Here is a 24,718-nt window from a genome sequence, read left to right on the forward strand (position 1 = left end):
GCGGCGAAGGGCTAGGCTTCCCAAGAAGCGTCGCCCCGGCGGAGGCCGGGGCCGGCACGACGCCTGCCACACCCTGCGGCAAAAGCCTCTTGCGGCCCCGGCCTCCGCCGGGGCGACGAAGATCTACCGCTTGGGCGGCATCACCCTGGGGCCGCCGGCGCCATAGGGGCTCCACGGCCGGTCGATCCGTCCCTCGCCCGCCTTGAAGAAGAACTGGCTGCACACCAGCCAGCCCTTCAGCGGACGCAGCGGCAGGATGCAGGTGATCAGCAGGATCGGCCCGCTGACCAGAAGCTGGGTGAGCAGCGAGGCGCTGAACCAGATTTCCAGCATCAGCGCGAAGGTGACGGCGGGCACGCAGCCGAAGCAGATCACGAAGAAGGCGGGGCCGTCGGCGGGATCGGCGAAATCATAGCTGAGGCCACAATGGTCGCAGCCGGGGGCGAGCTTCAGCAGCCCCTGGAACAGCCGCCCCTGGCCGCAGCGCGGGCAGCGGCCGCGGATGCCGGTCTGGATCGGTTCGAGCTTCGGCCACTCGGTCTGGGTTTCGGGCATGGATACCTCGGCGAAACAGCTTGCCGATCAGATAAGCCTTTGTATGGTTCGTACAACCATACATAATCGGCACCTCCTCCATGCAAAGCTGGCTCGACCATCTCGGCGATCATTCCGGTCCCAAATATCTGGCGATCGCCGACGCCATCGAACAGGCGGTGCGGACCGGAACGCTGCGCCCGGGCGAGCGGCTGCCGCCGCAGCGCGAACTCGCGGCGCAGCTTGGCGTCGACCTCACCACCGTCACCCGCGCCTATGGGATGGCGCGCGAGGCGGGGCTGATCGAAGGGGCCGGGCGGCTGGGGTCCTATGTCCGCAATGCCGCCGGCCTGCCGCCCGCCGATCTCAGCGGCGATTCGGGCATGATCATGCCGCCCCAGCCCGGCTTCGCGCTGCTCGGCGACGCGATGCACCGGGGGATGGCCGCGCTGCTGCGCGCCGGGGGCCAGTCGCCGCTGCTGCAATATCAGCCGACCGGCGGCGCGCTGCGCGACCGGCAGGAGGCCGCCGCAGCCTATATCGCGCGCGGGATGGCGACCGGGGCGGATCAGGTGGTGATCGCGGCCGGCGGGCAGAATGCGCTGCACGCGATCCTGGCGAGCGCGCTGGAGCGGGGCGACCGCATCGCCGCGCCGCGCATCACCTATCCGGGGCTGATCGCCGCCGCCCGCCAGCTGGGGCTGGGGATCGACCCGGTCGCGGCCGACACCGGCGGGATCGATCCCGACGCGGTCCAGGCGGCGGCGGTCGCGGGGGCGAAGGCGATCTATGTCGTGCCGACCAACGACAATCCGACGACCGCGACGCTGGACCTCGAACGGCGGCTGTGGCTCGCCGCGATCGTGCGCCGGCACGGGCTGACCCTGATCGAGGATGACGCCTATGGCCTGCTGCCGGCCAAGCCTCTGCCGCCACTCGCCGCCTTCGCCCCCGAACGGAGCTGGCACATCGCCAGCGTCTCCAAGATCGTCTCGCCGGCGCTGCGCGTCGCGCATGTCCGCGCGCCCGATGCCGCGCTGGCCGCGCGGCTGGCCGGCGACATCCATGCCGCGACGGTGATGGCGCCGCCGCTGAACGCCGCGCTCGTCACCCACTGGCTGCGCGAGGGCAGCTTCGCCGACCTGATCGCCCAGGTCCGCGCCGAGGGGATCGCCCGGCAGCGGCTGGTCGCGCCGCTATTGGCCGGGCTCGACCATGCCGCCCATCCCGAAGGCTATCATCTCTGGCTGCGCCTGCCCGGCGGCGCGCCCCGCCCGGCCGAACTGACTGCGCGGCTCCGCCCGCTCGGCCTGTCGATCGTCGCGGGCGAGCGCTTCGCGGTCGATCCGGCGGGCATGCAGCCGGCGCTGCGCATCTCGATCGGCGGCGCGATCGGCCATGAACGGCTCAGGCGCGCGATCGAGGGGCTGCGCGCCCTGCTCTGAACCCGGCAGCTATTGCAGGGCCGGCTTCCGGTCGAGCCCCGACAGCGCCCTGTCGATCGCTTCCAGCGCGGCGGCGCGATCGATCTCGGTCATGCCCGTGGCGCCCGCGACCGAGCTGCGCGCGCTGGCCAGCGCGGCGCGCACCTCACGGCGATGGTCCTGCCCGCAGGTGGCAAGCGCGCCGAAATCGGCACCCGCGGGCATCGTCACGCCCCTGGCCGCGCATCGGGCGGCCATCTGGCGCCGGGTCTCGGCAAGCGTCGCCTCGATCCGGGCGGGCAGGTCACGCATCACCCGCGCCCGTTCGGCGAAGGCGGCATTGCGCGCCCGGGCCGCCTCGGCAAAGGCCTGGTTGCGGGCCTGCCCCGCTGCCGCCATCGCCTCGCGCCGCGCCTCGGCTGCCTCCCGCATCGCCTCGCCTCGCGCCTGGGCGGCTTCGTGCATCGCCTCGCGCTGGGCCTGGGCCGCCTCCCGAGCGGCTTCCCGCGCCTCGGCCATCGCTTCGCGCATCTCGGCCCGCTCCTCAGCGCTCAGCCTGTCCTTGTGGATGATCGCGACGCCGCCGGGCGGAGGGGCAGGCATCGCGGGCGGCGCGGGCGCCGCCGGAACCGAGGGCGGCACCGCGACGGTCGCGATCGGCGCGACGGCCGGAGGCGGCGGCGGCGCGACCGGCGGCACGGGCGGCGCCGGCGGGATCGGGGCGACATAGGGCGCGGTCGGCCCGGCGGCCTGCCCGGCGGCGACCACGCCGACGATCAGCGCCATCAGCGCCGCGCCCGCCGCGAGCCGCCCGGCGCGGCCTGTCTGCTTGCTCATCACGGTCCTCCCTGTCGATAGCGGAAGCGGCATCGCGCCGGCACCGCCACCGGCCAAGCCGGCTTCGACCAACGCACCGCAGCGCTGGACCAGCGGCAGCACGAAACGACGAACGACATGGATATGTCCAGAATGGCCCAGATTTCCGTGACGTAACCCTTCCCAGCGAGTCGCCCCGGCCCTAGCGTCGCGCGAAATCGACGAAGGGGGCTTCATGAAATATCTTGTGGCAGCCGCGCTTGTGGCGGCTGGTCTCTCGGCGCCTGCCAGCGCGGCCGACGACAGCGTGACCTATCGGATCGAGGCACATGGCGGCTGGGACCGGGTCACGGTCGGCGGCGGCGGCGAGGACGGAGCGCTCTACGGCATCGGCATCGGCATCGACATACCGGTGAGCGCGACCGCCTTCATCGGCTTCGAGGGCAATGCCGATCTCAGTTCGGTGAAGGAATGCGTCTCCTTCACTAATCCCCCCTTCTTCGGACGTGTCTGCGATCAGGCAAAACGCGACTTGAGCGCGGTGGCAAGGCTGGGCGCCAATATCGGTGGCGGGCTGAAACTCTATGTGCTCGGCGGCTATACCAATGCGCGGATCAGGGAGACCTCGACGGTCATATTCGGCGGCTTCGGAGGTCCGATCACCACCGTGACCAGCGGGTCCGCCAATGGCGACGGTTGGCGTGCCGGCGCGGGCGCCGAGGTCAAGCTGGGCGGATCAGCCTACACCAAGCTCGAATATCGCTACTCGAACTATGAGGGCGGATTTCAGCGCCACCAGATCGTCGCGGGTCTCGGGCTCGGCCTCTGAGGCCCGATTGTAGCACCCGCTTCAGCGGCCGGGGGCTCCGCACCAAAGCCGACGACAGGATCCTGCAGCTCCGGCTTATCCCCCGTCATGCTGGAACAAGTTGAGCATGACCAACCAGCTATGAGGCGTCCCGGGCGATCGCCTTGAGCTTGTACAGCAGGTCGAGTGCGTCCCTCGGCGAAAGCGCGTCGACATCGATCCCCTCGACCGCGCTGCGCAGCGGATCGGGGGGGGCCTCCTCCAGCTGCGCGGCGGCGGCGAACAGCGGCAGGTCGTCCAGCCCGGCGGCAAGGCCCCCGGTCGCGGCGCGCCCGGCCTCCAGCTTCTTGAGCACCTCCTTCGCCCGGCCCAGCACCGGCGGCGGCAGGCCGGCCAGCTTGGCGACGGCGATGCCGTAGCTGCGGTCGGCCGGGCCGTCGGCCAGCTCGTGGAGCAGCACCAGTTCGCCCTTCCACTCCCGCGCGCGGACATGGTGGAGCGACAGCGCGTCCAACCGTTCGGCGAGCCGGGTCAGCTCGTGATAATGGGTCGCGAACAGGCAGCGGCACCGGTTCATGTCGTGCACCGCCTCGACCACCGCCCAGGCGATGGCGAGGCCGTCATAGGTGGAGGTGCCGCGCCCGACCTCGTCGAGGATCACGAAGCTGCGCTCGGTCGCCTGCGCCAGGATCGCGGCGGTCTCGACCATCTCGACCATGAAGGTCGATCGCCCCCGCGCCAGATTGTCCGATGCGCCGACCCGGCTGAACAGCCGGTCGACGATGCCCAGCCGCGCGCTGGTGGCCGGCACCGGGCTGCCCGCCTGCGCCAGGATCGCGATCGCCGCATTCTGGCGCAGGAAGGTCGATTTGCCGCCCATGTTCGGGCCGGTGACGAGCCACAGCCGCTCCTGTTCGCCCAGGCTGCAATCATTGGCGACGAAGCGCTGCCCGCTCGCCGCCACCGCCGCCTCGACCACCGGATGCCGCCCGCCCTTGACGTCGAAGCAGTTGTTGGCGGCTTCGAAATGCGGCCGGGTCCAGCCGCCTTCGGCCGCGCGCTCGGCAAGCCCGGCCGCGACGTCGAGCCGCGCCAGCGCATCGGCGGTGGCGGCGATCTCCGCGGTGCGCGACAGCGCCGCGCCGATCAGCTCCTCCAGATGCGCCGCCTCGGCCGCCAGCGCATGGGCGCCCGACTGGCCGACCATCATCGCCTGCTCGTGCAGGTCGGGCGCGTTGAAGCGCACCACGCCGGCCAGCGTCTGGCGGTGGGTGAAGCCCGAATCCGCCGCCATCAGCGGATCGGCATGCTTGGCCTGCACCTCGATATGATAGCCGAGCACGCCATTGTGGCGGATCTTGAGCGAGGCGATGCCGGTTTCAGCGCGGTAGCGCGCTTCCAGCGCCGCGATCGCCTTGCGCCCCTCGCCACCCTGGCCACGCAGACCGTCCAGCGCGGGGTCATAGCCCTCGGCGATATAGCCGCCCTGCGCCGCGTCGATCGGCGGCGTCGCGACCAGCGCCCGCCTGAGCAGATCGACCAGCGCTTCATGGCCGACCAGCCTCGGCAGAAGATCGCCCAGCAAGGCCGGCATCGGCTCCGCGCGTTCCAGCATCAGATGGAGCGCGCGTGCCTGATCGAGCCCGTCGCGCAGCTGGCCGAGATCGCGGGGAGAGCCGCGCTTCGCCACCAGCCGGCCGAGCGCGCGGCCGATGTCGGGCAGCGCCCTGAGCGCCCCGCGCAGCCGATCGCGCAGGGCGGCGTCGCCCCCGAACAGCGCGACCAGATCGAGCCGCCCCTCGATCGCGGCGATATCGGTGAGCGGCGCGGAAAGATCGGCACCGAGCAGCCGTGCGCCCGCGCCGGTCACCGTCCGGTCGATCGAATCGAGCAGGCTCCCCTTCCGCATGCCCGACTGGGCGAGGGTGATCTCCAGGCTCTCGCGCGTCGCCGCGTCGATCATCATATGATCGGCGACGACCCGGCGGCGTGGCGGCTGGAGGAAGGGCAGGCTCCCCTGCCCGGCCCGCTCCAGATAGGCGATCAGCGCGCCGGCCGCCGCCAGCTCGGCCCGGGTGAAGGCGCCGAAGCCGTCCAGCGTGGCGACGCCCAGCAGCCGCTTCAGCCGCTCCTCGCCCCGCACCGAATCGAAATGGTCGCGCGGCCAGCGCACCGCGCCCGCCGGATCCTCCTCGAACCCCTCGGGGATGATGATCTCGGCGGCGTCCAGTCGCGCCAGTTCGGCATCGAGGCCCGAGGGGGGCAGCGCCGCGATCTCGAAACGCCCGGTCGAAATGTCGGCGGCGGCGATGCCGAGGCGCCTGTCGGCCCCCTGCCCCGCCGATGCCACCGCGACCAGCCAGTTGGCGGCGCGCGCATCGAGCAGCGCCTCCTCGGTCAGGGTTCCCGCCGTCACCACCCGCACGATCGCGCGGCCGACCAGCGCCTTGGAACCCGCGCGCTTCTTCGCCTCGGCCGGGCTCTCGGTCTGCTCGGCGATGGCGACGCGGTGGCCGGCCTTGATCAGCCGCGCCAGATAGCCCTCGGCCGAATGGGCGGGGACGCCGCACATCGGGATCGGCTCGCCCAGATGCTCGCCGCGCGCGGTCAGCGCGATGTCGAGGCAGGCCGAGGCCGCCCTGGCATCGTCGAAGAACAGTTCGAAGAAATCGCCCATCCGGTAGAAGAGCAGGCAATCCTCCGCCTCCGCCTTCAGAGCCAGATATTGTGCCATCATCGGGGTCGGTGCGGTCACGGAACCATCGCTACGGTTTTTTATGCTTGCGGCCATCGATGCTGCTGATAGCGGCTTGTCGACTCTCCGGCCATGCCCCACAAGCGGGCCGGGCACACATCTCAAGGCACCGAGGGGGGCCGGTTCATGAGCGACGACAAGAGCGGCAACAGCAAGATTCAGTTTTCCGATCGGGAGGCGCTGTTCTTCCACTCGACGGGCAGACCCGGCAAGATCGAGATTGTCGCCACCAAGCCGATGGCGACACAGCGCGACCTGAGCCTCGCCTACTCCCCCGGCGTCGCCGTGCCGGTCAAGGCGATCGCGGCCGACCCCGCCACCGCCTATGACTATACCGCCAAGGGCAATCTGGTCGCCGTCATCTCGAACGGCACCGCGATCCTGGGCCTGGGCAATCTCGGCGCGCTCGCCTCGAAGCCGGTTATGGAAGGCAAGGCGGTGCTGTTCAAGCGCTTCGCCGACGTCGACTCGATCGATATCGAGCTCAACACCGAGGATCCCGAAGCCTTCATCAACGCCGTCGCGCTGATGGAGCCGAGCTTCGGCGGCATCAACCTCGAGGACATCAAGGCCCCCGAATGCTTCATCATCGAGCAGGCGCTCAAGGAGAAGATGAACATCCCGGTGATGCATGACGACCAGCACGGAACCGCGATGATCGCGGCCGCCGGCCTGATCAATGCCGCGCATCTCACCGGCCGCGACCTCAAGGACATGAAGGTGGTCGTCAACGGCGCGGGCGCGGCGGCGATCGCCTGCACTGAGCTGATCAAGGCGGTGGGTGTCTCGCCCGACAAGGTGCTGCTGTGCGACTCCAAGGGTGTCGTCTACCAGGGCCGTACCGAGGGCATGAACCAGTGGAAGTCGGGCCACGCGACCGCGACCGACAAGCGCACCCTGGCCGAGGCGGTCGACGGTGCCGACGTGTTCCTGGGCCTGTCGGTCAAGGGCGCGCTGACCCCCGAGATGGTCAAGACGATGGCGCCGAACCCGATCATCTTCGCGATGGCCAACCCCGATCCCGAAATCCTGCCGCCCGACGCCAAGGCGGTGCGCGACGACGTGATCGTCGCCACCGGCCGTTCGGACTTCCCGAACCAGGTCAACAACGTGCTGGGCTTCCCCTTCATCTTCCGCGGCGCGCTCGACGTGCGCGCGACCGGCATCAACCAGGAGATGAAGATCGCCGCCGCCCGCGCGCTGGCCGAACTGGCCCGCGAGCAGGTGCCCGAGGAAGTCGCCGCCGCCTATGGCGGCACCGCGCCGCGCTTCGGCCGCGATTATATCATTCCGGCGCCGTTCGATCCGCGCCTGATGGAGATCATCCCCGCCGCCGTCGCGCAGGCCGCGATGGACACCGGCGTCGCGCGCAAGCCGATCCTCGACATGGAGGCCTACAAGCACAGCCTGAAGGCCCGCCTGAACCCGACCACCTCGGTGCTGACCCTGGCTTCCGAAACCGCGCGCGCCCATCCCAAGCGCGTCGTCTTCGCCGAGGCGGAAGAGGAGGTGGTGCTGCGCGCCGCGATCCAGTTCCAGAATCTCGGCTATGGCACGCCGGTGCTGGTCGGCCGCGACGATGTCGTCGACAAGCTGCGCGAGCTGGGCGTGGACAATCCCGAAGCCTTCGAGATCCACAACAGCCGCACATCCGATCTGATCGAGAAGATGGTCGACTATCTCTACGAGCGTCTCCAGCGCCGGGGCGTGCTCCGCCGCGAGGTGCAGGGCATGGTCAACCAGGACCGCAACATCTTCGGCGCGCTGCTGCTGGCGCTGGGCGAGGCCGACGCGATGGTGACGGGCGTCACTCGCACCTACGGCCAGACCTTCCGCCAGATCCGCCGCGTGCTCGATCCGGTCGAGGGCAAGAAGCCGCTCGGCATCCACCTGTTCGTCGGCCAGAGCCACACCACCTTCCTCGCCGACACCACCGTCACCGAGCGGCCCTCGGCCGAGGAGCTGGCCGACATCGCCGAGGCGACCGCCGCCGTGGCGCGCCGGATGGGCCATGAGCCGCGCGTCGCCTTCCTAAGCTATTCGACCTTCGGCAATCCGCCCGGCAACTATCTGGATCTGGTGCGCGGCGCGGTGGCGCTGCTCGATTCGCGCGGCGTGAGCTTCGAATATGAGGGCGAGATGGCCCCTGACGCGGCGCTCAACACCACCATCCAGAAGCTCTATCCGTTCAGCCGCCTGTCGGGCCCGGCCAATGTGCTGGTGATGCCCGGCCTGCAATCGGCCAACATCTCGGCCAAGCTGCTGCGCGAGCTGGGCAAGGGATCGATGGTCGGCCCGATGCTGGTGGGCATGGAGAAGCCTGTGCAGATCGCGACCATGTCGTCCAACGCGGCCGAGATCATGACCCTGGCGGTGCTGGCCGCCGCGGGCATCGCGCACTAAGCGGCCGGCCGTCTCCCGCTCCCCTGCCGCAAGGCCGGGGAGCGGCGCCCGTCACCTATCCCAAGGGAGATGTTCCACCGCCATGACGGCGGGGATATGGAAGCCATGCGGAAGCACCTCGCTTCGCGCTGGCGGCGTGCCGCCAGGCTGATATGACATCGCACCAGCTTTCCGGGGGCAGCGCCGTCCATGGACCACGAACAGACCGCCGACCGCCCCTATCTGCGCAAGGTCGTCGGCGCGTCGATGGCCGGCACGATCGTCGAATGGTATGAGTTCTTCCTCTACGGAACCGCCGCGACCCTCGTCTTCGGCAAGCTGTTCTTCCCGCAGACCGGCAATCCGCTCGACGGGATCATCGCCGCCTTCGCCACCTATGCGGTGGGCTTCATCGCCCGGCCGCTGGGCGGCGTGGTGTTCGGCCATTTCGGCGACCGGATCGGGCGTAAGGCGCTGCTCCAGTTCAGCCTGGTGCTGATCGGCGTCTCCACCTTCCTGATGGGCTGCCTGCCGACCTTCGATATGATCGGCTATGGCGCGCCGCTGCTGCTGGTGCTGCTGCGCTTCGTCCAGGGCTTCGCGCTGGGCGGCGAATGGGGCGGCGCGGTGCTGCTCGTCGCCGAACACAGCCCGAACCGCAGCCGCGCCTTCTGGACCAGCTTCACCCATGCCGGGGTGCCGCTGGGCAACCTGCTGGCGACGGTGGTTCTGCTGGTCCTGTCCGCCACGCTCAGCGAGGCGCAGTTCCTGTCCTGGGGTTGGCGGATCGGCTTCTGGCTTTCGGTGATCATCGTCGCGGTGGGCTATTATATCCGCACCCAGGTATCGGATTCGCCGATCTTCGAGGCGGCGCGCGCCGAGGCGGAGCAGCGCGCCGAGGCCGGGGCGGGCGCGGTCGAGGTGATCCGCCGCTATCCGCGCGGGCTGCTCACCGCGATGGGGCTGCGGGTAGGCGAGAACATCGTCTATTATATGATCGTCACCTTCTCGATCACCTATCTGGCGCATATCGGCGTCGACACCACCGAGATATTGACGCTGCTGTTCTGCGCGCACCTGCTGCACGCCATGATCATTCCGCCGATCGGCGCGCTGGCGGACCGGATCGGGCGGCGGGCGGTCTACCTGATCGGCGCGGCGGGCACGATGGCCTGGCCCTTCCTGGCCTTCCCGATGTTCGGTGCCGGCGGCGCGCCCCTCATCCTCGCGGCGATCCTGCTCGGCATGCTGGTCCACGCCTTCATGTACGCGCCCCAGCCCGCGATCATGGCCGAGATGTTCCCGACCCGGATGCGCTATTCGGGCGTGTCGCTCGGCTATCAGGTGACGGCGATCGTCGCCGGTTCCTGGGCACCGCTGATCGGCACCGCCCTGCTGCGCGCCTATGACGACTGGCGGCCGATCGCGCTGTACATCCTGGCCGCGGGCGCGGTGAGCCTGATCGCCGCCCTGGTGATGCGCGAGAGCAGGGGCGCGTCGCTGCTGGCGATCGACCGCGCCGACCGCGAGGCGGTGAACGGGGCGGTCTGAGCGGCCCGGCCGAGCCGGCGGCGCAGGCCGCGCAGCAGCCGAACCGCCCTGGCCGCCTGGAACCGAAGCCGGGGCCAGCGATACTCGAACAGCACGGCCCGGTAGAAGGGATCGCGGGGCGCGAGCCGCACGACATGCCGGGCGACCGCCAGCGCCTCGCCGCGCCGGCCCATCGTCCAAAGGATGTGGGCCAGCGCATGATGCAGATGCGCCTCGCCCGGATGGCGCACCGCCAGGCCCCGAAGCCGCGTCAGGGCCGCCTCCCCGTCGCCGGCTCCGGCAAGTGCCAGCGCATGGGGAAGCGCATAGCAGAGGATGTCGCCTGACAGCTCGCATGCCTTGCGGTGGAAACCCAATGCCTCGCCATGGCGGCCGGCTGCCGACAGTTTCGATGCGAGGACATGGAGCATCAGATCGACCCCGGGCGCCCGGTCGACCGCCTGCCGGGCCAGCGCGATGCCGAGGGCGGGCCGCCAGGCCGGCTGGCGCCGCGCCAGTTCGCTGAGATAGACCGGATCGCGCTTGCGCAGCCGGCGCAGCCGGGGGGCGGCCTCGGCGGGGTCGAAGCTGCCCTCCAATATCGCCGGGACAAGCTCGGCAAGCGCGCCGATCGACTGGAGATAGGTGGTCCCCGGATGCGCGATATAGGGCAGCGCGATGGTGTCGCAGGCGATCTCCGCCTCGATCCGCCGCACGTGCAGCCCATCCTCGCCGATCGGATCGTGGATGATCACCGGCCGCGCCTCGCAGCGGATCGGACCGTCGAGTTCGCGCCGCCAGACGATCCGCTGGGCATCATGCCGCCAGCGCCGCTCGAACGGCACCTTGGCCGGATCGATCGAATATTGCGGAGAGATGGCGAGACACGCATGGGCGCCCAGCGCATCGGCGAAGCGGATCGCGGCATAGCCGCCCATGCTCGACCCATATGTCATCACCCGGCCGCGCCCGAGCATCGCCGCGCGCGCCACCGCCAGCGCCGCGCCCATCTCGGGATATTGATACCAGTCATTGCCGCGCCCCAGGAAGGTCAGCATGGACATGCCGCGCGCGGCCAGGAACTCCTCGGCAAAGCCGGGACGGTCGAAACGGCCGGTGATGCCATGATGATCGAAGGTGACCACCCAGTTGCGCGTGTCGCGCGCAGGCCGCTTGCGCACCAGCAGATTGTGGCTGGCGAAGATGATGTCGTGCCGCTGCTCCATCGCGCCCCTCCCCCGCATTCGCGCGAGACCTGACGGGCGTTTCCGGGCCATGCGACCGCTTCTTCGCGAATGGGCGAACGGGCGGGCGGCCAGCCGCGCATCGCCCCTTGCCGACGCACGCGGCTTGGCACAGAAAACGCCGATGGACGTGGACCAACTGCTCGGACGGCCCGAACGCTGGGCCAGCGTGCTCGGCTGGGCGACGCTGGCCGGCATCGAATTCGGCGTGATCGGCCCGTTCGGCAGCTATGCCTCGCACCTGTCCACCCGCCTGACCTACTGGATCGCGCTGTTCTGGGTGGGCAGCCTGCTGCTGTGGCCCTGCGTGGTCGCGGGGCTGATGCTGGGCCCGCGCCGCGGCTTTCCGCCGCTTTTCTCCAGCGTGGCGGTGGTGCTGGTCGCCTGCGTGCCGCTGGCCGCGCTCGGCGCCGCCGGTACCTGGCTGTTCTGGCCGGGACGCGCGGCGGGCATGCACCTGCTCGAATGGTATGGGCTGACGATCGTCGTCGCGCTGCCGGCGATGATGGGGCTGCTCTGGCTGGAGCTGGGGCGCAAGGCCGGGGCACGATCGCTGTTCCGGCTGGGGCCGGCGCGCCGGACGGTGACCGCGCTGCCCGATCATCTGCTCGCCAATGCGCTCTGCCTGCAGATGGAGGATCATCATGTCCGCGTCCACCTGCACGGCCGGTCGAGCCTGCATTTCGGGGTGATGCGCGATGTCGTCGCCGGGCTCGACCCGCGCCGGGGGCTACAGGTCCACCGCAGCTGGTGGGTGGCGCGCAGCGCGGTGCGGCGCTGGCACCAGGACGGCCGCTCGGTCACGCTGGAACTGGTCAACGGGCTGATCGTGCCGGTGGCGCGCAACCGGGTCGCGCTGCTCAGGGCCGAAGGCTGGCTGGACGAGGACGAGGCGCTGCGCGCCTGACCGTCAGGCCTCGGCCAGCCCGGCCTTCATCCAGTCCGGAATCAGTCCGGCGTCGAGGCCGTCCATCTGGCGCCGCTCGACGCTGCCGTCGGGCAGCATCACCAGCCGCCGGTTGACCTTGTTGCGCCAGTTCATCCGCGCGGTATTCTCCTGCCCGACATAACAGCCCTTGGTGAAGCTGACCCCGTTCAGCAGATCGGCATTGCATTCGAGCCACAGGTTCCTGTCCGACCCCAGCTCCTCAACACCTTCGGGCACGCCGAGCGCGCGACGATGCGCGTGCCAGCCCTGCGCCGCGCCATCGGCCGGGCCGATCCAGCGGCGGCCGAGCGCGGGCAGGCGGGGGTCGGGCGTGCCCAGCACGCCGCCCGGCGCCCAGTGAACCGCGATCGAGTCGTCGCGTGCGATCGTGATCGGCTTGCGCAGCCGATAGAGGGTCAGCCGCTTCGCCAGCGCATCGGCCTGGCTCGCCTCGCAGTCGATCAGCAGATCGCCGCCGGCATCGCCGGGATCCGGCCAGACGATGAAGTCGAACAGCGCCTTGCCCTGCGGGGTCAGCAGCGCCGCCCACACCGGAAGATCGCCGGCCACGTCGTTGGTGACGAGGCCCTGGAGGAAATCGCGCACCCCTTCGCCCGAAAGGCGGATCAGGGCGCGGTCGTCAAGGGTGGTATCGGCCATGGCTCGAAGGTAGGAAGCGGTCGACGAAAAGGAAAGCATCAACCCTTCTCGTCGCCCCGGCGGAGGCCGGGGCCGCCACGGGCTCTTGCGGCAACGGCCGATCTGGAGACGATTGCGGCCCCGGCCTCCGTCGGGGCGACGCCGAGCCGAACGGAAAGCGCCATGGCCACCACCTACGATCTGATCCTCAAGAACGGCACCGTCTGGACGGTGGGCGGCCCCGTCCGGACCAGCGTCGGCGTGACGGCGGGCAGGATCGCCGGAATCGGCGTGGACGGCGATGCGGGCGAGACGATCGACTGCACCGGGCTGGACGTGCTGCCCGGCGTGATCGACAGCCAGGTCCATTTCCGCGAGCCGGGGCTGGAGGCGAAGGAGGATCTCGAATCGGGCAGCCGCGCGGCCGTGCTGGGCGGGGTGACGGCGGTGTTCGAGATGCCCAACACCAAGCCGAACACCGATTCGACCGAGGCGGTGAACGACAAGCTGGCCCGCGCTAAGGACCGGATGTGGTGCGACCACGCCTTCTATGTCGGCGCCACCACCGAGAATGCCGAGCAGCTGGCCGAGCTGGAGATGCTGCCCGGCACGGCCGGCGTGAAGATCTTCATGGGCAGCTCGACCGGCAACCTGCTGGTCGCCGAGGACGAGCATCTCGCCCGCGTGCTGCGGTCGGGCAAGCGCCGGGTCGCGATCCATGCCGAGGACGAGCAGCGGATGATTTCGCGCCAGGGCGAGCGGGTCGAGGGCGATCCCGCCAGCCATCCGGTGTGGCGCGACGACGAGAGCGCGCTGCTCGCCACCCGCCGCATCCTGAAGATCGCGCGCGAGACCGGGCGCAAGATCCACATCCTCCACATCACGACGCCCGACGAACTGGCGCTGATCGCCCGGAACAAGGACATCGCCACCTGCGAGGTGACCCCGCAGCACCTGACCCTGGCCGGCGAGGAGGCCTATCCGCGCCTCGGCACCTATGCGCAGATGAACCCGCCGATCCGGTCGGGCGCGCACCGCGACGGGCTGTGGCACTATCTGCGCCAGGGCGTGCCCGACGTGCTCGGCTCGGACCACGCCCCGCACACGATCGAGGAGAAGGCGAAGACCTATCCGGCGTCGCCCAGCGGCATGCCGGGGGTGCAGACGCTGCTGCCGCTGATGCTCAACCATGTCGCCGAAGGGCGGCTGACCCTCCAGCATCTGATCGAGCTGACCTCGGCCGGCCCCCAGCGCGTCTTCGGCCTGCGCACCAAGGGCAGGATCGCGCTCGGCTATGATGCCGACTTCACCCTGGTCGACCTGAAGGCGCGCTGGACGGTCGAGCAGAGCTGGCTCGCCTCGCGCTGCGGCTGGTCCCCCTTCACCGATATGGCGCTGACCGGCAAACCGGTGGGCACGATTATCCGCGGCAACCGGGTGATGTGGGACGGCAGCCTCGCCAACGCCGCCGTCGGCGCGCCGATCAAGTTCGACAGCGTTCCACTTTGATCGTCACCCCAGCGAAGGCTGGGGGTCCATGTCTGTTTTTTCCCCGATGACGATCGATGGTGGAAAGAGACACGGAATCCTGCCTCGCAGGAATGACAGGAGAGGATGAGTTCAGCGAATCGCTTGTGCGACGCAGCATGGCGATTCGTTGCGGATATGGTCCGTAACGCAACGGGCTTTAGACCTTCGTCGAATCGCGCCTGTGGATAAGTTGCAGGTCACCGTGCGACGAAAACGACTCGCCGCTTGTTAGCATTTTGATAACCCTATCCCCCTTTCCTGCGCGTGAATGTGTTGCCTATCACAGGCTCACGGGACGGGTGGGGAACTACCAGATGACGAAAACGATGCGCGCGATGATCGGTTCCATGCTGCTTGCCTGCATGGCTGTCGCGCCCGCCGCTGCCCACGCGCAGACGATCCAGTGCGCGCCCTTCGCCCGCATGTTCTCCGGCATCCAGCTGTTCGGCGCCGCCGCAAGCTGGTGGAATCAGGCGATCGGCAAATATCTGCGCGGCGATACGCCCGCGATCGGCTCGGTCATGGTGTTCAAGGCGATCGGTTCGATGCGCTCGGGCCATGTCGCGACCGTCACCGACATCGTCAGCGATCGGGTTATCAAGATCACCCATGCCAACTGGTCTGTGATCAACGGCCGCCGCGGCCAGGTCGAGCGCAACGTCACCGTCGTCGACGCCTCACCGAACAATGACTGGAGCCAGGTCAAGGTCTGGTTCGCGCCGATCGGCAAGGTCGGCAACAAGGCCTATCCGGTCAACGGTTTCATCTACAAGAAGCCGGGCACCAGCACGGCGGATGCGGTCGAGACCGTCCAGGGCTGAGTTTCAGCGCCTGATGAGGCGTTCCTCGAGCAGAGCCCGAAAGTCCCGACGGGCATCGGCCACGACGACAACCGTCACATATCGCATATCGCCTTCTTCCTGCAGCCGATAGATCAACCGGAAAGGCGGCAGTGAAAGCTGGCGGTACTTGCGGTGGCCGATCGCTTCCAGTTCCGGTGGAATCGGTCCGCGCGTCGGCCACTCGGCGAGCTGTTCGATTGCGCGCATGATCTGACCGAGCAGTGCCTCGGCACCATCGGGTCCGTCAGGTCCGCGCTGCGCCAGGCGACGTCGATAGATGGCCGACAGGTCCCGCTGGGCCCGAACCGTCAGTCGGACCTGCGCCTTTTCCGCCACGTCAGCCCGCGCGGATACGGTCGGCGAGCCCCTCGATCGGCACGAGATCGCCCCGTTCGATATCGTCCTCGCCCATCGCGAGCAGCTTGAGCAACGCCAGCGTTTCCTGGGTCTGCTCCCAAGTGCCCATATCCATCAGCACCGCGCGGGCTTCGCCATTCTGGGTGATGATGAGCGGGGGGGCGCCGTCGTTCAGCTCGCGGAGCACCTCTGCGCTGTTCGCCTTGAGATAGCTGATCGGCTTGATGCGGTCGTGACGACCCATTTTCAGTTCCCGCTCGAATTCAGTCCGAATATAGTCCTGTCCTGCCGGGTGATCAATCCCAGTCGACGATCGTCCAGCCGCGTGCCTTCGCCACTTGGCGGAGGCCCGCATGCGGGTTCGCCGCGATCGCCTCGTCGGCCCATTCGAGCACCGGCACGTCGGAGACATGGTCCGAATAGAAGCGGATGCGGCATTGCGCGCGGTCCAGCTTCGCCAGCCCCATCCACGCCTCGATCATCCGCAGCTTGGCGGGGCCGTAGCAATTCTCGCCATCGACCTTGTGGCTGACATAATCGTCGATGCCCCGGATCGCGCCCGTCGCGACGATATCGTCCATCCCCAGCCTGGCCGCGATCGGCTCGACCCAGATGCGCGACGAGGCGGTGGCAAGCACCAGGCGGCGGCCGGCCGCGCGATTCTCGGCCAGGCTTTCCAGCGCGCCCTGGTAGACATTGTGGCGCACCATTTTCTCGGCGAAGCTTGCGGCGATCGGGGTCAGCCTGTCGGCGTGGATGCGCCGCCCGATCAGCATCGCCTGGTTGAGCTCCTTGACCCGCTTGCGCTCGATCAGCTTGCAGACATAGGCCAGCATCACCAGCGCCGCGAACGGCACGAACACCAGTCGCCATGGCGCCAGCCGCATCGCCGCATGGATCATGAAGGGGGTGAAGGTGCCGGTCCGGGTGATCGTCCGGTCCATGTCGTAGATCGCAAGCTCGGTCATGCCGGTCCCATAGTCCAATCCCGCCGCACCACAAACCGTCGCCCCGGCGGACAAGGGGAACCTTCGCCTTCTGCGCTCATTCATTTCGGATGCTTGCCGATCTTCCGCTTTTCGGTCACGTCTGGACGCGATGAACGCATCCGCCGATTTCCAGCTCGACCAGGGCGTGCTCCGCTTCCGCGGGGAGCTGACTCTCGCGCGGATCGGCGATCTGCCGCAGCGGCTGGCGGGGCTCGGCGAGGTGCCGTCCAAGATCGACCTGGAGGATGTCGACCGGGTCGACACGGTCGGCGCCTGGCTGGTCCACCGCATCGCCCGCGAGAATCATATCGAGGTGGTCGGCGCCGACGAGGATGTCTGCCAGCTGCTCGAACAGATCGGTGAGGCTGACAAGCCGGTCAAGATCCGCCCCGACGCCAGCCCGCCCCTCATCCGGGTGATGCGCGAGATCGGCGACGCGACGGCCGCCGCCTGGGTATCGCTGCTCGGCCTGCTCGGCTTCTTCGGCGCGACGCTGATCGGCCTGTGGGGCCTCGTCACCCATCCGCGCCGCTTCCGCTACAACGCCATGGCGCGCCAGTTCGAGGTGGTCGGCGTCAAGGCGCTGGCGATCATCGGCCTGATGAGCTTCCTGATCGGCATCGTCATCGCCCAGCAGGGCGCGGTGCAGCTGCGCCAGTTCGGGGCGGAGGTGTTCGCGGTCAACCTGATCGGCCGCATCACCCTGCGCGAACTGGGCGTGCTGATGACCGCGATCATGGTCGCCGGACGCTCGGGCAGCGCGTTCGCGGCACAGCTCGGTTCGATGAAGCTGGCCGAGGAGGTCGATGCGATGCGCACCATCGGCGTATCGCCGATGGAGGCCCTGATCCTGCCGCGCGTGCTGGCGACGGTGGTGCTGATGCCGCTGCTCGGTTTCTACGCGGCGGTGATCGCGATCATCGGCGGCGGCATCTTCTGCTGGATCGACCTGGACATCCCGCCCGTCACCTTCATCCAGCGCATCCGCGAGGTTGTGCCGATGACCGACCTGTGGGTGGGGCTGATCAAGGCGCCGGTGTTCGGCATGCTGATCGCGCTGTGCGGCTGCTACCAGGGGATGCAGGTGGAGGGGAATGCCGAGGAGGTCGGCCTGCGCACCACCGCCTCGGTGGTCCAGGCGATCTTCCTGGTGATCGTCCTCGACGCGGTGTTCGCGGTGTTCTTCTCGTCGATCGGGTGGATCTGATGGGCTTCCTGTCCATCGCGACCTTGGATTCCCGCTTTCGCGGGAATGACGGGGAGGGCGCGGCCTGATGGCGCGGCTCAACATCGCCGAGGGCGAGACGATCATCCATGTCTCGGGCCTGAGGAACAGCTTCGGCGAGCAGGTCGTCCATGACGGGCTGGACCTCGATGTGAAGCGCGGCGAGATATTGGGCGTGGTCGGCGGCTCGGGCACCGGAAAATCGGTGCTGATGCGCTCGATCATCGGCCTGCAGCTGCCCGATACCGGCGAGGTCGAGGTGTTCGGCGAACCGATGATCGGCCGCGAGGAATATGAGGCTAAGCAGGTCCGCAAGCGCTGGGGCGTGCTGTTCCAGGGCGGCGCGCTGTTCTCGACCCTGACCGTGGCCGAGAATGTCCAGGTGCCGATCCGCGAATATTATCCGCAGCTCGATAATCAGCTGCTCGACGAGATCGCCGCCTACAAGGTGGCGATGTCGGGGCTCCAGCCCGATGCCGGCCCCAAATATCCGTCCGAGCTGTCAGGCGGAATGCGCAAGCGCGCCGGCCTTGCCCGTGCGCTGGCGCTCGATCCGCAGCTTCTCTTCCTCGATGAGCCGACCGCCGGGCTCGATCCGATCGGCGCCGCCGCCTTCGACGGGCTGATCCGTTCGCTCCAGAAGACGCTCGGCCTCACCGTCTTCCTGATCACCCATGATCTCGACACGCTGTACGCGATCTGTGACCGGGTCGCGGTGCTGGCCGACAAGCGGGTGATAGCGGTTGGAACGATCCCGGAATTATTGGCGTTGGACCATCCATGGATTCAGGAATATTTCAACGGCCCGCGGGGGCGGGTGGCGGCCGCTGCCGCCGAGCGGGCCGGGGCGCAGGGTGAAGGACGACCGGGGATGAAGAACTGATGGAAACCCGGTCGAACCATGTGCTGGTGGGCGGCGTCGTGCTGGCGCTGCTGATCGCCCTGCTCGCCTTCATCGTCTGGCTGGCCGGCTTCAACACCGCGAGCATCCAGCGCTACGATATCTTTTTCAAGACCTCAGTCGATGGCCTTGCCAAGGGATCGCCGGTCAACTTCTCGGGCGTGCCGGTCGGCAAGATCGAGGAGATCAAGCTGCTGCCCGACAGCCCCGAATTCGTCAGGGTCCGCATCGCGGTGGATGACGACACGCCGATCCTGCAGGGCACGACCGCGACGATCGCCGGCGTGGGTTTCACCGGGGTCAGCCAGATCAACCTCGACGGCGCGGTCAAGGGCGCGCCGCCGATCACCGAGCCCGGGCCCTATGGCGCGCCGGTGATCCCGACCAAGCCGGGCGCGCTGGGCGAACTGCTGAATTCCGCGCCCGAACTGCTCCAGCGCATCTCCGCACTGACCGAGCGGCTGACCGAGCTGCTCAACGACAGGAACCAGAAATCGATCAGCGGCATCCTCGCCAATGTCGACCGGCTGTCGGGCGATCTCGCCGATCGCGGGCCGGAGATCGCGGCCGCGGTCGTCCAGCTCAAGGCGACGATGGAACAGGCCGGGCTCGCCGCCGAACGGGTCGGCAATCTCGCCGAAACCACCAACGGGATCATGGCGAGCGACGTGAAGCCCGCCATGGCGAACCTCAACAAGGCGACCACCGCCGCCCAGCACACGATGGAATCGCTCGATCAGGCGATCACCGACGCGCGCCCGGGCATCAAGGCCTTCTCGAGCCAGACGGTGCCGCAGATCAACCAGCTCGCCCGCAACCTCGCCGAGATGTCCGAATCGCTGAACGCCATTTCGGCCAAGCTCGATCGCGGCGGCGCCGGCGCGCTGCTCGGCGGTTCGAAGCTGCCCGACTACAAGCCAGGAAAGTGAAGGCCATGCCGCGCCGTTCCGTTATCGCCCCCGCCTTCGCCCTGGCCGCCGCCGGCCTGCTCGCCGGCTGCATCAGCCTCGGCGACAAGCCGCCCGCGCGGCTGATGAGCCTGACCTCCGACGCCCGCGTGCCCGCCGGCCAGAGCAAGGTGACCCGCGACACCCAGGCGATCAGCGTCGCATTGCCCGCGCTGCCGGCCGCACTGCGCAACAACCGCATCGCGGTGGAGAGCGGCGGCAGTTTCGCCTATCTGCCCAAATCGGCCTGGGTCGACACGCCCTCCCACCTGTTCCGCACCGTGCTGGCCGAGACGATCGAGGCGAAGACCGGCCGCTTCGTCCCCGATCAGCGCAACGGCGCGATCACCCCCGACACGCGGCTGGGCGGCACCCTCGCGGCGTTCCAGCTGCTCGGCGGCCAGGGCAGGGTGGTGGTGATCTTCGACGGCACATTGTCGAAGTCCGGCAGCGACGAGATCCGCGCCCGCCGCTTCGAGGCCACCGCCCCGGTGGCGGAGGAGGATGCCGCGAGCGTCGCCGCCGCCCTCAACCGCGCCGCCAACGCCGTGGCCGGCGATGTCGCGGAGTGGGTGGCGACGAATTGACCCTTCCTAGCCTCACGCTCCGTCAGCCCGGATAGGGCTCCTTGTCGAGCAGCCTGGCCGTGAGATCCAGTACTCGCTCATATCCGCGCAGGCGGCTCTCGTCGGCGATCGCCACCATGAGCTTAAGCCATATCGTCGATGGCGCGGGAAATTTCTGGGCACATTCGCTAGCGAACAGCAATAATTCCTCCTCGCTGCTTCCGATCGCACGCAACCGATCGAGATCGGTCAGCGAGATTTCGGCATCGAGCTGCGTGCTGAAATAAGTCGCGCCATGCGTCGCCAGCCGCTGACGGGACTGGCGGCGATATTCAGACGCTTCCTCCAAGGCCTTTTCGGCATCCTGACGCAGCGTCGCGGCGGTTTTCATCGACGCGGGGTCGCCGCCATGATCCTGTTCGAGATGGCGGGCCTTCGCCTGGAACGCGCGCGACAGGTTGCGTTTTGCATAGCCTAGCCACAAGGCTTTGGTCGTCTCATGCTTCCCGAAAGCATCACAGGCCGCGACGGCTTGGGACAGATTGGCGATGCTCGCGTCGATGTCGCCAGCCTCGAATATCAGATAGCATTTCCGAAGTTCGGAAAGTCCCGCGAAATTATGGGCCAGCACCTGGAAGATCGCGGTTCGCTCGCCGGAATTCTTGGCCAGCCTCGAAAAATTACGGGCGATCACGCTGAGATCGCGATGATATTTGGCGAGTTTGGCTGGGTCTTTCCGGATGGCCTGCTCAGCCCCGTCGGCGGCGATGCGATCGGTGACGTCGTAGAACGACTCGATTCGACCGAGCAGATCGGTGACTTCGGTCATGCGGTCAAGCTTGTTACCGAGCACCCGTACAATGAATTCCAGGCTGGCGCGCTCCTGCCGATAGAAGGTCGGTTGCACGAGGTGCAGCAAGGCATTCTCGACATAGCGTTCGTTCAGCGGCCCCGGGTCCAAGGCTCTGGCGCGTAGATCGGAAAAAATTTCGTCATAGCGACTGAAAGCGCTGAAGCCGTCGAAATCCTCTTCGAGGAATTCGGCCCTGAATCGCGCGCAGATGTCACGCGCCAACGCCGCGCGCTCGGCCGGATCGCGCAGATCGTTTGCGGTTATCTCGGGAACGTTCGATCCGATCAAATTGCTCGGCAGCGCGTCCCTCTTGGCGTTGATCAGGAAGGGGTGGATGGCTTCCGGGCGCAGCGACCGCAGCAAATAGCCCCATTCCATGAAGATATTAGGCCTGAAGGTCTTTGTCGCTGGATCGGGGGGCGCATATTGAAGCAGGATGATAGCATGCGAACATGTGTCCATCTGGCTCATGATTCGCGGGCCAAAATAGATGTCAGAAACCGAACGGACGTCGCCGATACCACCGACGTACACTGTACGGCCGAGTTCGCTGCGAAGCTGGGCGGCGACCTCGTCTGCAAGCTCCCGGTTCGCGCCCCAGGAAATAAAGATTCCGTCCTTCATTTTTTCCCCGAATGACAACCGTCCATCATCCGCACCAGCGGGGTGGCGTCTCGCCGACGCGAACGTTCACCGACGCCGGGGTGGCCAGCGTTGAACTGCCTCTCCTAGAGGTAAAGTCAACGGCACTATGATCCGATTCGAACGAATCGGCGCCGTGGCGTCACCCCAGGCTCTTGCTCACCTGTTCGAACATGTCCTTGGACAGGCCCGGCGTATCGAGCAGCCGCTGGAGCTGTGCCTTCATCAGGCCGGCGCGGCCCTCGTCGAAGCGGCGCCAGCGGCCGAGCGGGGGGACCAGCTTGGCGGCGGTCTGCGGGTTCAGGCCGTCGACCTTGAGCAGCATGTCGGCGAGGAAGCGGTAGCCGCGGCCGCTGGCATCGTGGAAGATCAGCTGGTTGCCCGACATCGCCCCGACCAGCGAGCGCAGCCGGTTCGGATTGGCCAGGGTGAAATCGGGATGCTGCGACAGCTCCTCGACCCGGTCGAGCGTGTCGGGGCGGATGGAGAAGGCCTGGGTCGAGAACCATTTGTCGAGAACCAGGCCATTGTCCCTGAACCGCTCGTAGAAGGCCGCGATCGCCGCGTCGCGCTCGGGCGCCATGCTGTTGGCCAGCGCCCCGAACGCGCCCTGGCGGTCGGTCATGTTGTCGGCGTCGTGGAACTGGCGCAACGCGATCTCCGGCCCGTCGCTGGCGCCGCTCGCCATGATGAAGCCCAGCGCGATCGAGCGCAGCCGGCGCGCGCCCTTGGCCTGGGGCGACAGCTCGAAGCGGTTGGCCCTGGTCCGCTCATAGGCGTCGCGCCATTCGCCCTCCAGCGCCTGGCCGAGATCGCGGCGCAGCGCCTCGCGCGCCTTGTGGATCGCGACCGGATCGACAACCGCCATCTGGTCGCCGATGAACGCCTCCGACGGCAGCAGCATCGTCTCGCCGATGAAGGAGGCGTCGAGCTTGGGATCGGTCAGCGTATTGCGCACCGCATCGATCACCGGGCCATGATCGGCCTGGCCGGTCGCGACCGCGCCGGTCAGCGTGTCGACCATCAGCTGCTGCATCGCCTCGTAGCGGGCGAAGGGATCGTCATCATGCGCCGACAGGAAGGCGAGGTCGGCGGCCGACCGGTCCGAATCGATCACCACCGGGGCAGAGAAGCCGCGGTTGATCGAGAGGACGGGGCGCTCGGCGATCCCCTCGAACAATATCTCGCAGCGCTCGCCATCGAGGACGACCAGCCGTTCCTCCTCGAACTTGCGCTGCGAACGCTCGCCGAACAGGGCGATCCGCAGCGGCAGCGGCATCGGCTTCTTCTCGGGCTGCCCCGGCGTCGGCGGCACCGTCTGCTCGAGCGTCAGCAGCGCGCGGCCGCCGGCCGGCTCATGGCTTAGCGTGGCGCGGACGCGCGGCGTGCCGGCCTGCGAATACCACAGGCGGAACTGCGACAGGTCGACCCCGCTCGCATCCTCCATCGCCACGACGAAATCCTCGCAGGTCGCCGCCGTCCCGTCATGGCGCGCGAAATAGAGATCGCTGCCGGCCCGGAATTTCTGCGGGCCCAGCATGGTGTGGAGCATGCGGACCACCTCGGCGCCCTTGTTGTAGACGGTCGCGGTGTAGAAGTTCGAGACCTCCATATAGGATTCGGGGCGGATCGGATGGGCCAGCGGCCCGGCGTCCTCCTGGAACTGGGCGGCTCGCAGCAGGCGCACATCCTCGATCCGCTTGACCGCGGCCGATCCCTGGTCGGCGGTGAAGCACTGGTCGCGAAAGACGGTGAAGCCCTCCTTCAGCGAGAGCTGGAACCAGTCTCGGCAGGTGACGCGATTGCCCGACCAGTTGTGGAAATATTCATGCGCCACGACGCCCGAGACGCCGTCATAATCGATATCGGTGGCGGTGTCGGGGTCCGCCAATATGTAGCGCGAGTTGAAGATGTTGAGGCTCTTGTTCTCCATCGCGCCGAAGTTGAAGTCGTGCACCGCGACGATGTTGTACTCGCCCAGATCATATTCGAGGCCATAGACCTTCTCGTCCCAGGCCATCGACGCCTTGAGCGCGGCCATGGCATGGCCGGTCTTGGGCAGGTCGCTCTCCACCACCCAGATGGCGAGCTTCACCTCGCGGCCGCTCTTGGTGGTGAAATGATCGACATTGGCCGACAGGTTGGCCGCGACCAGCGCGAACAGATAGCTGGGCTTGGGGAAGGGATCGGTCCACTCCGCCCAGTGGCGGCCATGCTCCAGATCGCCGCTGCCGGTCAGGTCCCCGTTGGACAGCAGCACCGGGAAGCGCGCCTTGTCCGCATCCATCCGCACCCTGTAGCGGCTCAGCACGTCGGGCCGGTCGAGGAAGAAGACCATGCGGCGGAAGCCCTCGGGCTCGCACTGGCTGCACAGATTGCCGCCCGAGGCGTAGAGGCCCATCAGCTGCGAATTGGCCTCTGGGCTGATCGCCACCTGGGTCTCCACGACATGCGCGTCGCCGGGCAGGTCGATGACGAGGTCCGGGCCGTCCATCCGCCAGGCGTCGGCCTGTGCCTCACCGTCGATCAGCACCTTGAGCGGTACCAGGCCGTCGCCATGGAGACGCAGCGGGCGATTGTGCGCCCCGTTGCGGGTGACGTCCAATCGTCCCGTGACCAGGGCGCGCGCCGGATCGAGCGCGAAATCGAGGAACACGTCGGGCATCAGCCAGTCGGGCTTGCGGTAGTCCTCGCGCCGAATGACGGGCGGATTGGCGGCGGCGGCCTGAACGTCGAGCATTGCCCTTCTATGTCCTCTCGCTGAAGCGGCGATCAAAGGGTGGCAGCGGACCCGAAAGGCCCTAAA

General features: G+C 68.1%; 20 protein-coding genes. 11 read left to right on the forward strand and 9 right to left on the reverse strand.

All coding sequences use genetic code 11. From position 1 onward, the window contains the following. Positions 1-123 precede the first annotated feature (123 nt). The gene (locus CMV14_RS01445) at positions 124-555 is read right to left on the reverse strand and encodes a DUF983 domain-containing protein (RefSeq protein ID WP_066959867.1); all 432 of its coding nucleotides are present in this window, start codon (positions 553-555) and stop codon (positions 124-126) included. An 80-nt stretch (positions 556-635) separates the two neighbouring features. Between CMV14_RS01445 and CMV14_RS01450 the strand changes: the two genes are divergently transcribed. After that, complete coding sequence (locus CMV14_RS01450) at positions 636-1,979, forward strand: aminotransferase-like domain-containing protein (protein WP_066959870.1); 1,344 nt, start codon at positions 636-638, stop codon at positions 1,977-1,979. A gap of 9 nt (positions 1,980-1,988) precedes the next feature. Here the strand turns inward: CMV14_RS01450 and CMV14_RS01455 are convergent, their stop codons facing one another. Further along, complete coding sequence (locus CMV14_RS01455; RefSeq protein ID WP_139114676.1) at positions 1,989-2,795, reverse strand: hypothetical protein; 807 nt, start codon at positions 2,793-2,795, stop codon at positions 1,989-1,991. 214 nt (positions 2,796-3,009) lie between these two features. On the opposite strand from CMV14_RS01455, the gene CMV14_RS01460 reads away from it, so the two are divergent. After that, a complete protein-coding gene (locus CMV14_RS01460; RefSeq protein WP_066959876.1) occupies positions 3,010-3,603 on the forward strand; it encodes an outer membrane protein in 594 nt (197 codons plus the stop codon). A gap of 118 nt (positions 3,604-3,721) precedes the next feature. Here the strand turns inward: CMV14_RS01460 and mutS are convergent, their stop codons facing one another. Next, positions 3,722-6,319: a DNA mismatch repair protein MutS gene (mutS, locus tag CMV14_RS01465; protein ID WP_066959880.1), complete on the reverse strand. Its 2,598-nt coding sequence runs from the start codon at positions 6,317-6,319 to the stop codon at positions 3,722-3,724. Between the two features lie 144 nt (positions 6,320-6,463). Between mutS and CMV14_RS01470 the strand changes: the two genes are divergently transcribed. From CMV14_RS01470 to CMV14_RS01480, 3 genes are all read left to right on the forward strand, one after another. Next, positions 6,464-8,740: an NADP-dependent malic enzyme gene (locus CMV14_RS01470; RefSeq protein ID WP_066959883.1), complete on the forward strand. Its 2,277-nt coding sequence runs from the start codon at positions 6,464-6,466 to the stop codon at positions 8,738-8,740. A 189-nt stretch (positions 8,741-8,929) separates the two neighbouring features. Beyond that, positions 8,930-10,270 carry an MFS transporter gene (locus tag CMV14_RS01475; protein WP_066959887.1) on the forward strand — a complete coding sequence of 447 codons (1,341 nt, stop codon included), beginning with the start codon at positions 8,930-8,932 and terminating at the stop codon, positions 10,268-10,270. Positions 10,271-11,617: 1,347 nt separating this feature from the next. Next, complete coding sequence (locus CMV14_RS01480; protein WP_176488964.1) at positions 11,618-12,400, forward strand: LytTR family DNA-binding domain-containing protein; 783 nt, start codon at positions 11,618-11,620, stop codon at positions 12,398-12,400. A gap of 3 nt (positions 12,401-12,403) precedes the next feature. On the opposite strand, the gene ygfZ is transcribed toward CMV14_RS01480, so the two are convergent. Beyond that, positions 12,404-13,081 (reverse strand): CAF17-like 4Fe-4S cluster assembly/insertion protein YgfZ, encoded by a 678-nt coding sequence (gene ygfZ / locus CMV14_RS01485; protein WP_066959893.1) that lies wholly within the window; start codon positions 13,079-13,081, stop codon positions 12,404-12,406. 162 nt (positions 13,082-13,243) lie between these two features. On the opposite strand from ygfZ, the gene CMV14_RS01490 reads away from it, so the two are divergent. Together CMV14_RS01490 and CMV14_RS01495 are read left to right on the forward strand one after the other, a co-directional pair. Next, positions 13,244-14,569: a dihydroorotase gene (locus tag CMV14_RS01490; RefSeq protein WP_066959895.1), complete on the forward strand. Its 1,326-nt coding sequence runs from the start codon at positions 13,244-13,246 to the stop codon at positions 14,567-14,569. A gap of 335 nt (positions 14,570-14,904) precedes the next feature. Beyond that, on the forward strand, positions 14,905-15,411 hold the full coding sequence (locus CMV14_RS01495) for a CHAP domain-containing protein (RefSeq protein ID WP_083215692.1): 507 nt from the start codon (positions 14,905-14,907) through the stop codon (positions 15,409-15,411). Between the two features lie 3 nt (positions 15,412-15,414). On the opposite strand, the gene CMV14_RS01500 is transcribed toward CMV14_RS01495, so the two are convergent. Genes CMV14_RS01500 through CMV14_RS01510 form a run of 3 tightly spaced genes read right to left on the reverse strand, consistent with a single transcriptional unit; the run spans position 15,415 to position 16,757 of the window. Continuing rightward, positions 15,415-15,768, reverse strand: coding sequence for a type II toxin-antitoxin system RelE/ParE family toxin (locus CMV14_RS01500; RefSeq protein ID WP_066959898.1), 354 nt, complete (start codon positions 15,766-15,768; stop codon positions 15,415-15,417). A gap of 1 nt (position 15,769) precedes the next feature. Further along, positions 15,770-16,033, reverse strand: a complete 264-nt coding sequence (locus CMV14_RS01505; protein WP_066959901.1) for a type II toxin-antitoxin system Phd/YefM family antitoxin — start codon at positions 16,031-16,033, stop codon at positions 15,770-15,772. A 52-nt stretch (positions 16,034-16,085) separates the two neighbouring features. Then, entirely contained in the window at positions 16,086-16,757 is a 672-nt protein-coding gene (locus tag CMV14_RS01510; protein ID WP_066960393.1) for an HAD family hydrolase, read from the reverse strand. A 130-nt stretch (positions 16,758-16,887) separates the two neighbouring features. Here CMV14_RS01510 and CMV14_RS01515 point away from each other — a divergent pair, with 130 nt between their 5' ends. From CMV14_RS01515 to CMV14_RS01530, 4 genes are all read left to right on the forward strand, one after another. Next, the gene (locus CMV14_RS01515) at positions 16,888-17,985 is read left to right on the forward strand and encodes an ABC transporter permease (RefSeq protein ID WP_066959904.1); all 1,098 of its coding nucleotides are present in this window, start codon (positions 16,888-16,890) and stop codon (positions 17,983-17,985) included. Positions 17,986-18,052: 67 nt separating this feature from the next. After that, positions 18,053-18,886, forward strand: coding sequence for an ABC transporter ATP-binding protein (locus CMV14_RS01520; protein ID WP_066959906.1), 834 nt, complete (start codon positions 18,053-18,055; stop codon positions 18,884-18,886). Then, positions 18,886-19,833, forward strand: a complete 948-nt coding sequence (locus tag CMV14_RS01525; protein WP_066959909.1) for an MlaD family protein — start codon at positions 18,886-18,888, stop codon at positions 19,831-19,833. The genes CMV14_RS01520 and CMV14_RS01525 overlap by 1 nt, the downstream gene beginning before the upstream one ends. A gap of 5 nt (positions 19,834-19,838) precedes the next feature. Then, entirely contained in the window at positions 19,839-20,438 is a 600-nt protein-coding gene (locus CMV14_RS01530; protein WP_066960396.1) for an ABC-type transport auxiliary lipoprotein family protein, read from the forward strand. Between the two features lie 22 nt (positions 20,439-20,460). Here the strand turns inward: CMV14_RS01530 and CMV14_RS01535 are convergent, their stop codons facing one another. Next, positions 20,461-21,894 (reverse strand): hypothetical protein, encoded by a 1,434-nt coding sequence (locus tag CMV14_RS01535; protein ID WP_066959913.1) that lies wholly within the window; start codon positions 21,892-21,894, stop codon positions 20,461-20,463. Positions 21,895-22,054: 160 nt separating this feature from the next. Then, positions 22,055-24,652 (reverse strand): aminopeptidase N, encoded by a 2,598-nt coding sequence (gene pepN / locus CMV14_RS01540; RefSeq protein ID WP_066959916.1) that lies wholly within the window; start codon positions 24,650-24,652, stop codon positions 22,055-22,057. Between the last annotated feature and the right edge of the window lie 66 nt (positions 24,653-24,718).

Source organism: Rhizorhabdus dicambivorans, assembly GCF_002355275.1.
Classification (GTDB): domain Bacteria; phylum Pseudomonadota; class Alphaproteobacteria; order Sphingomonadales; family Sphingomonadaceae; genus Rhizorhabdus; species Rhizorhabdus dicambivorans.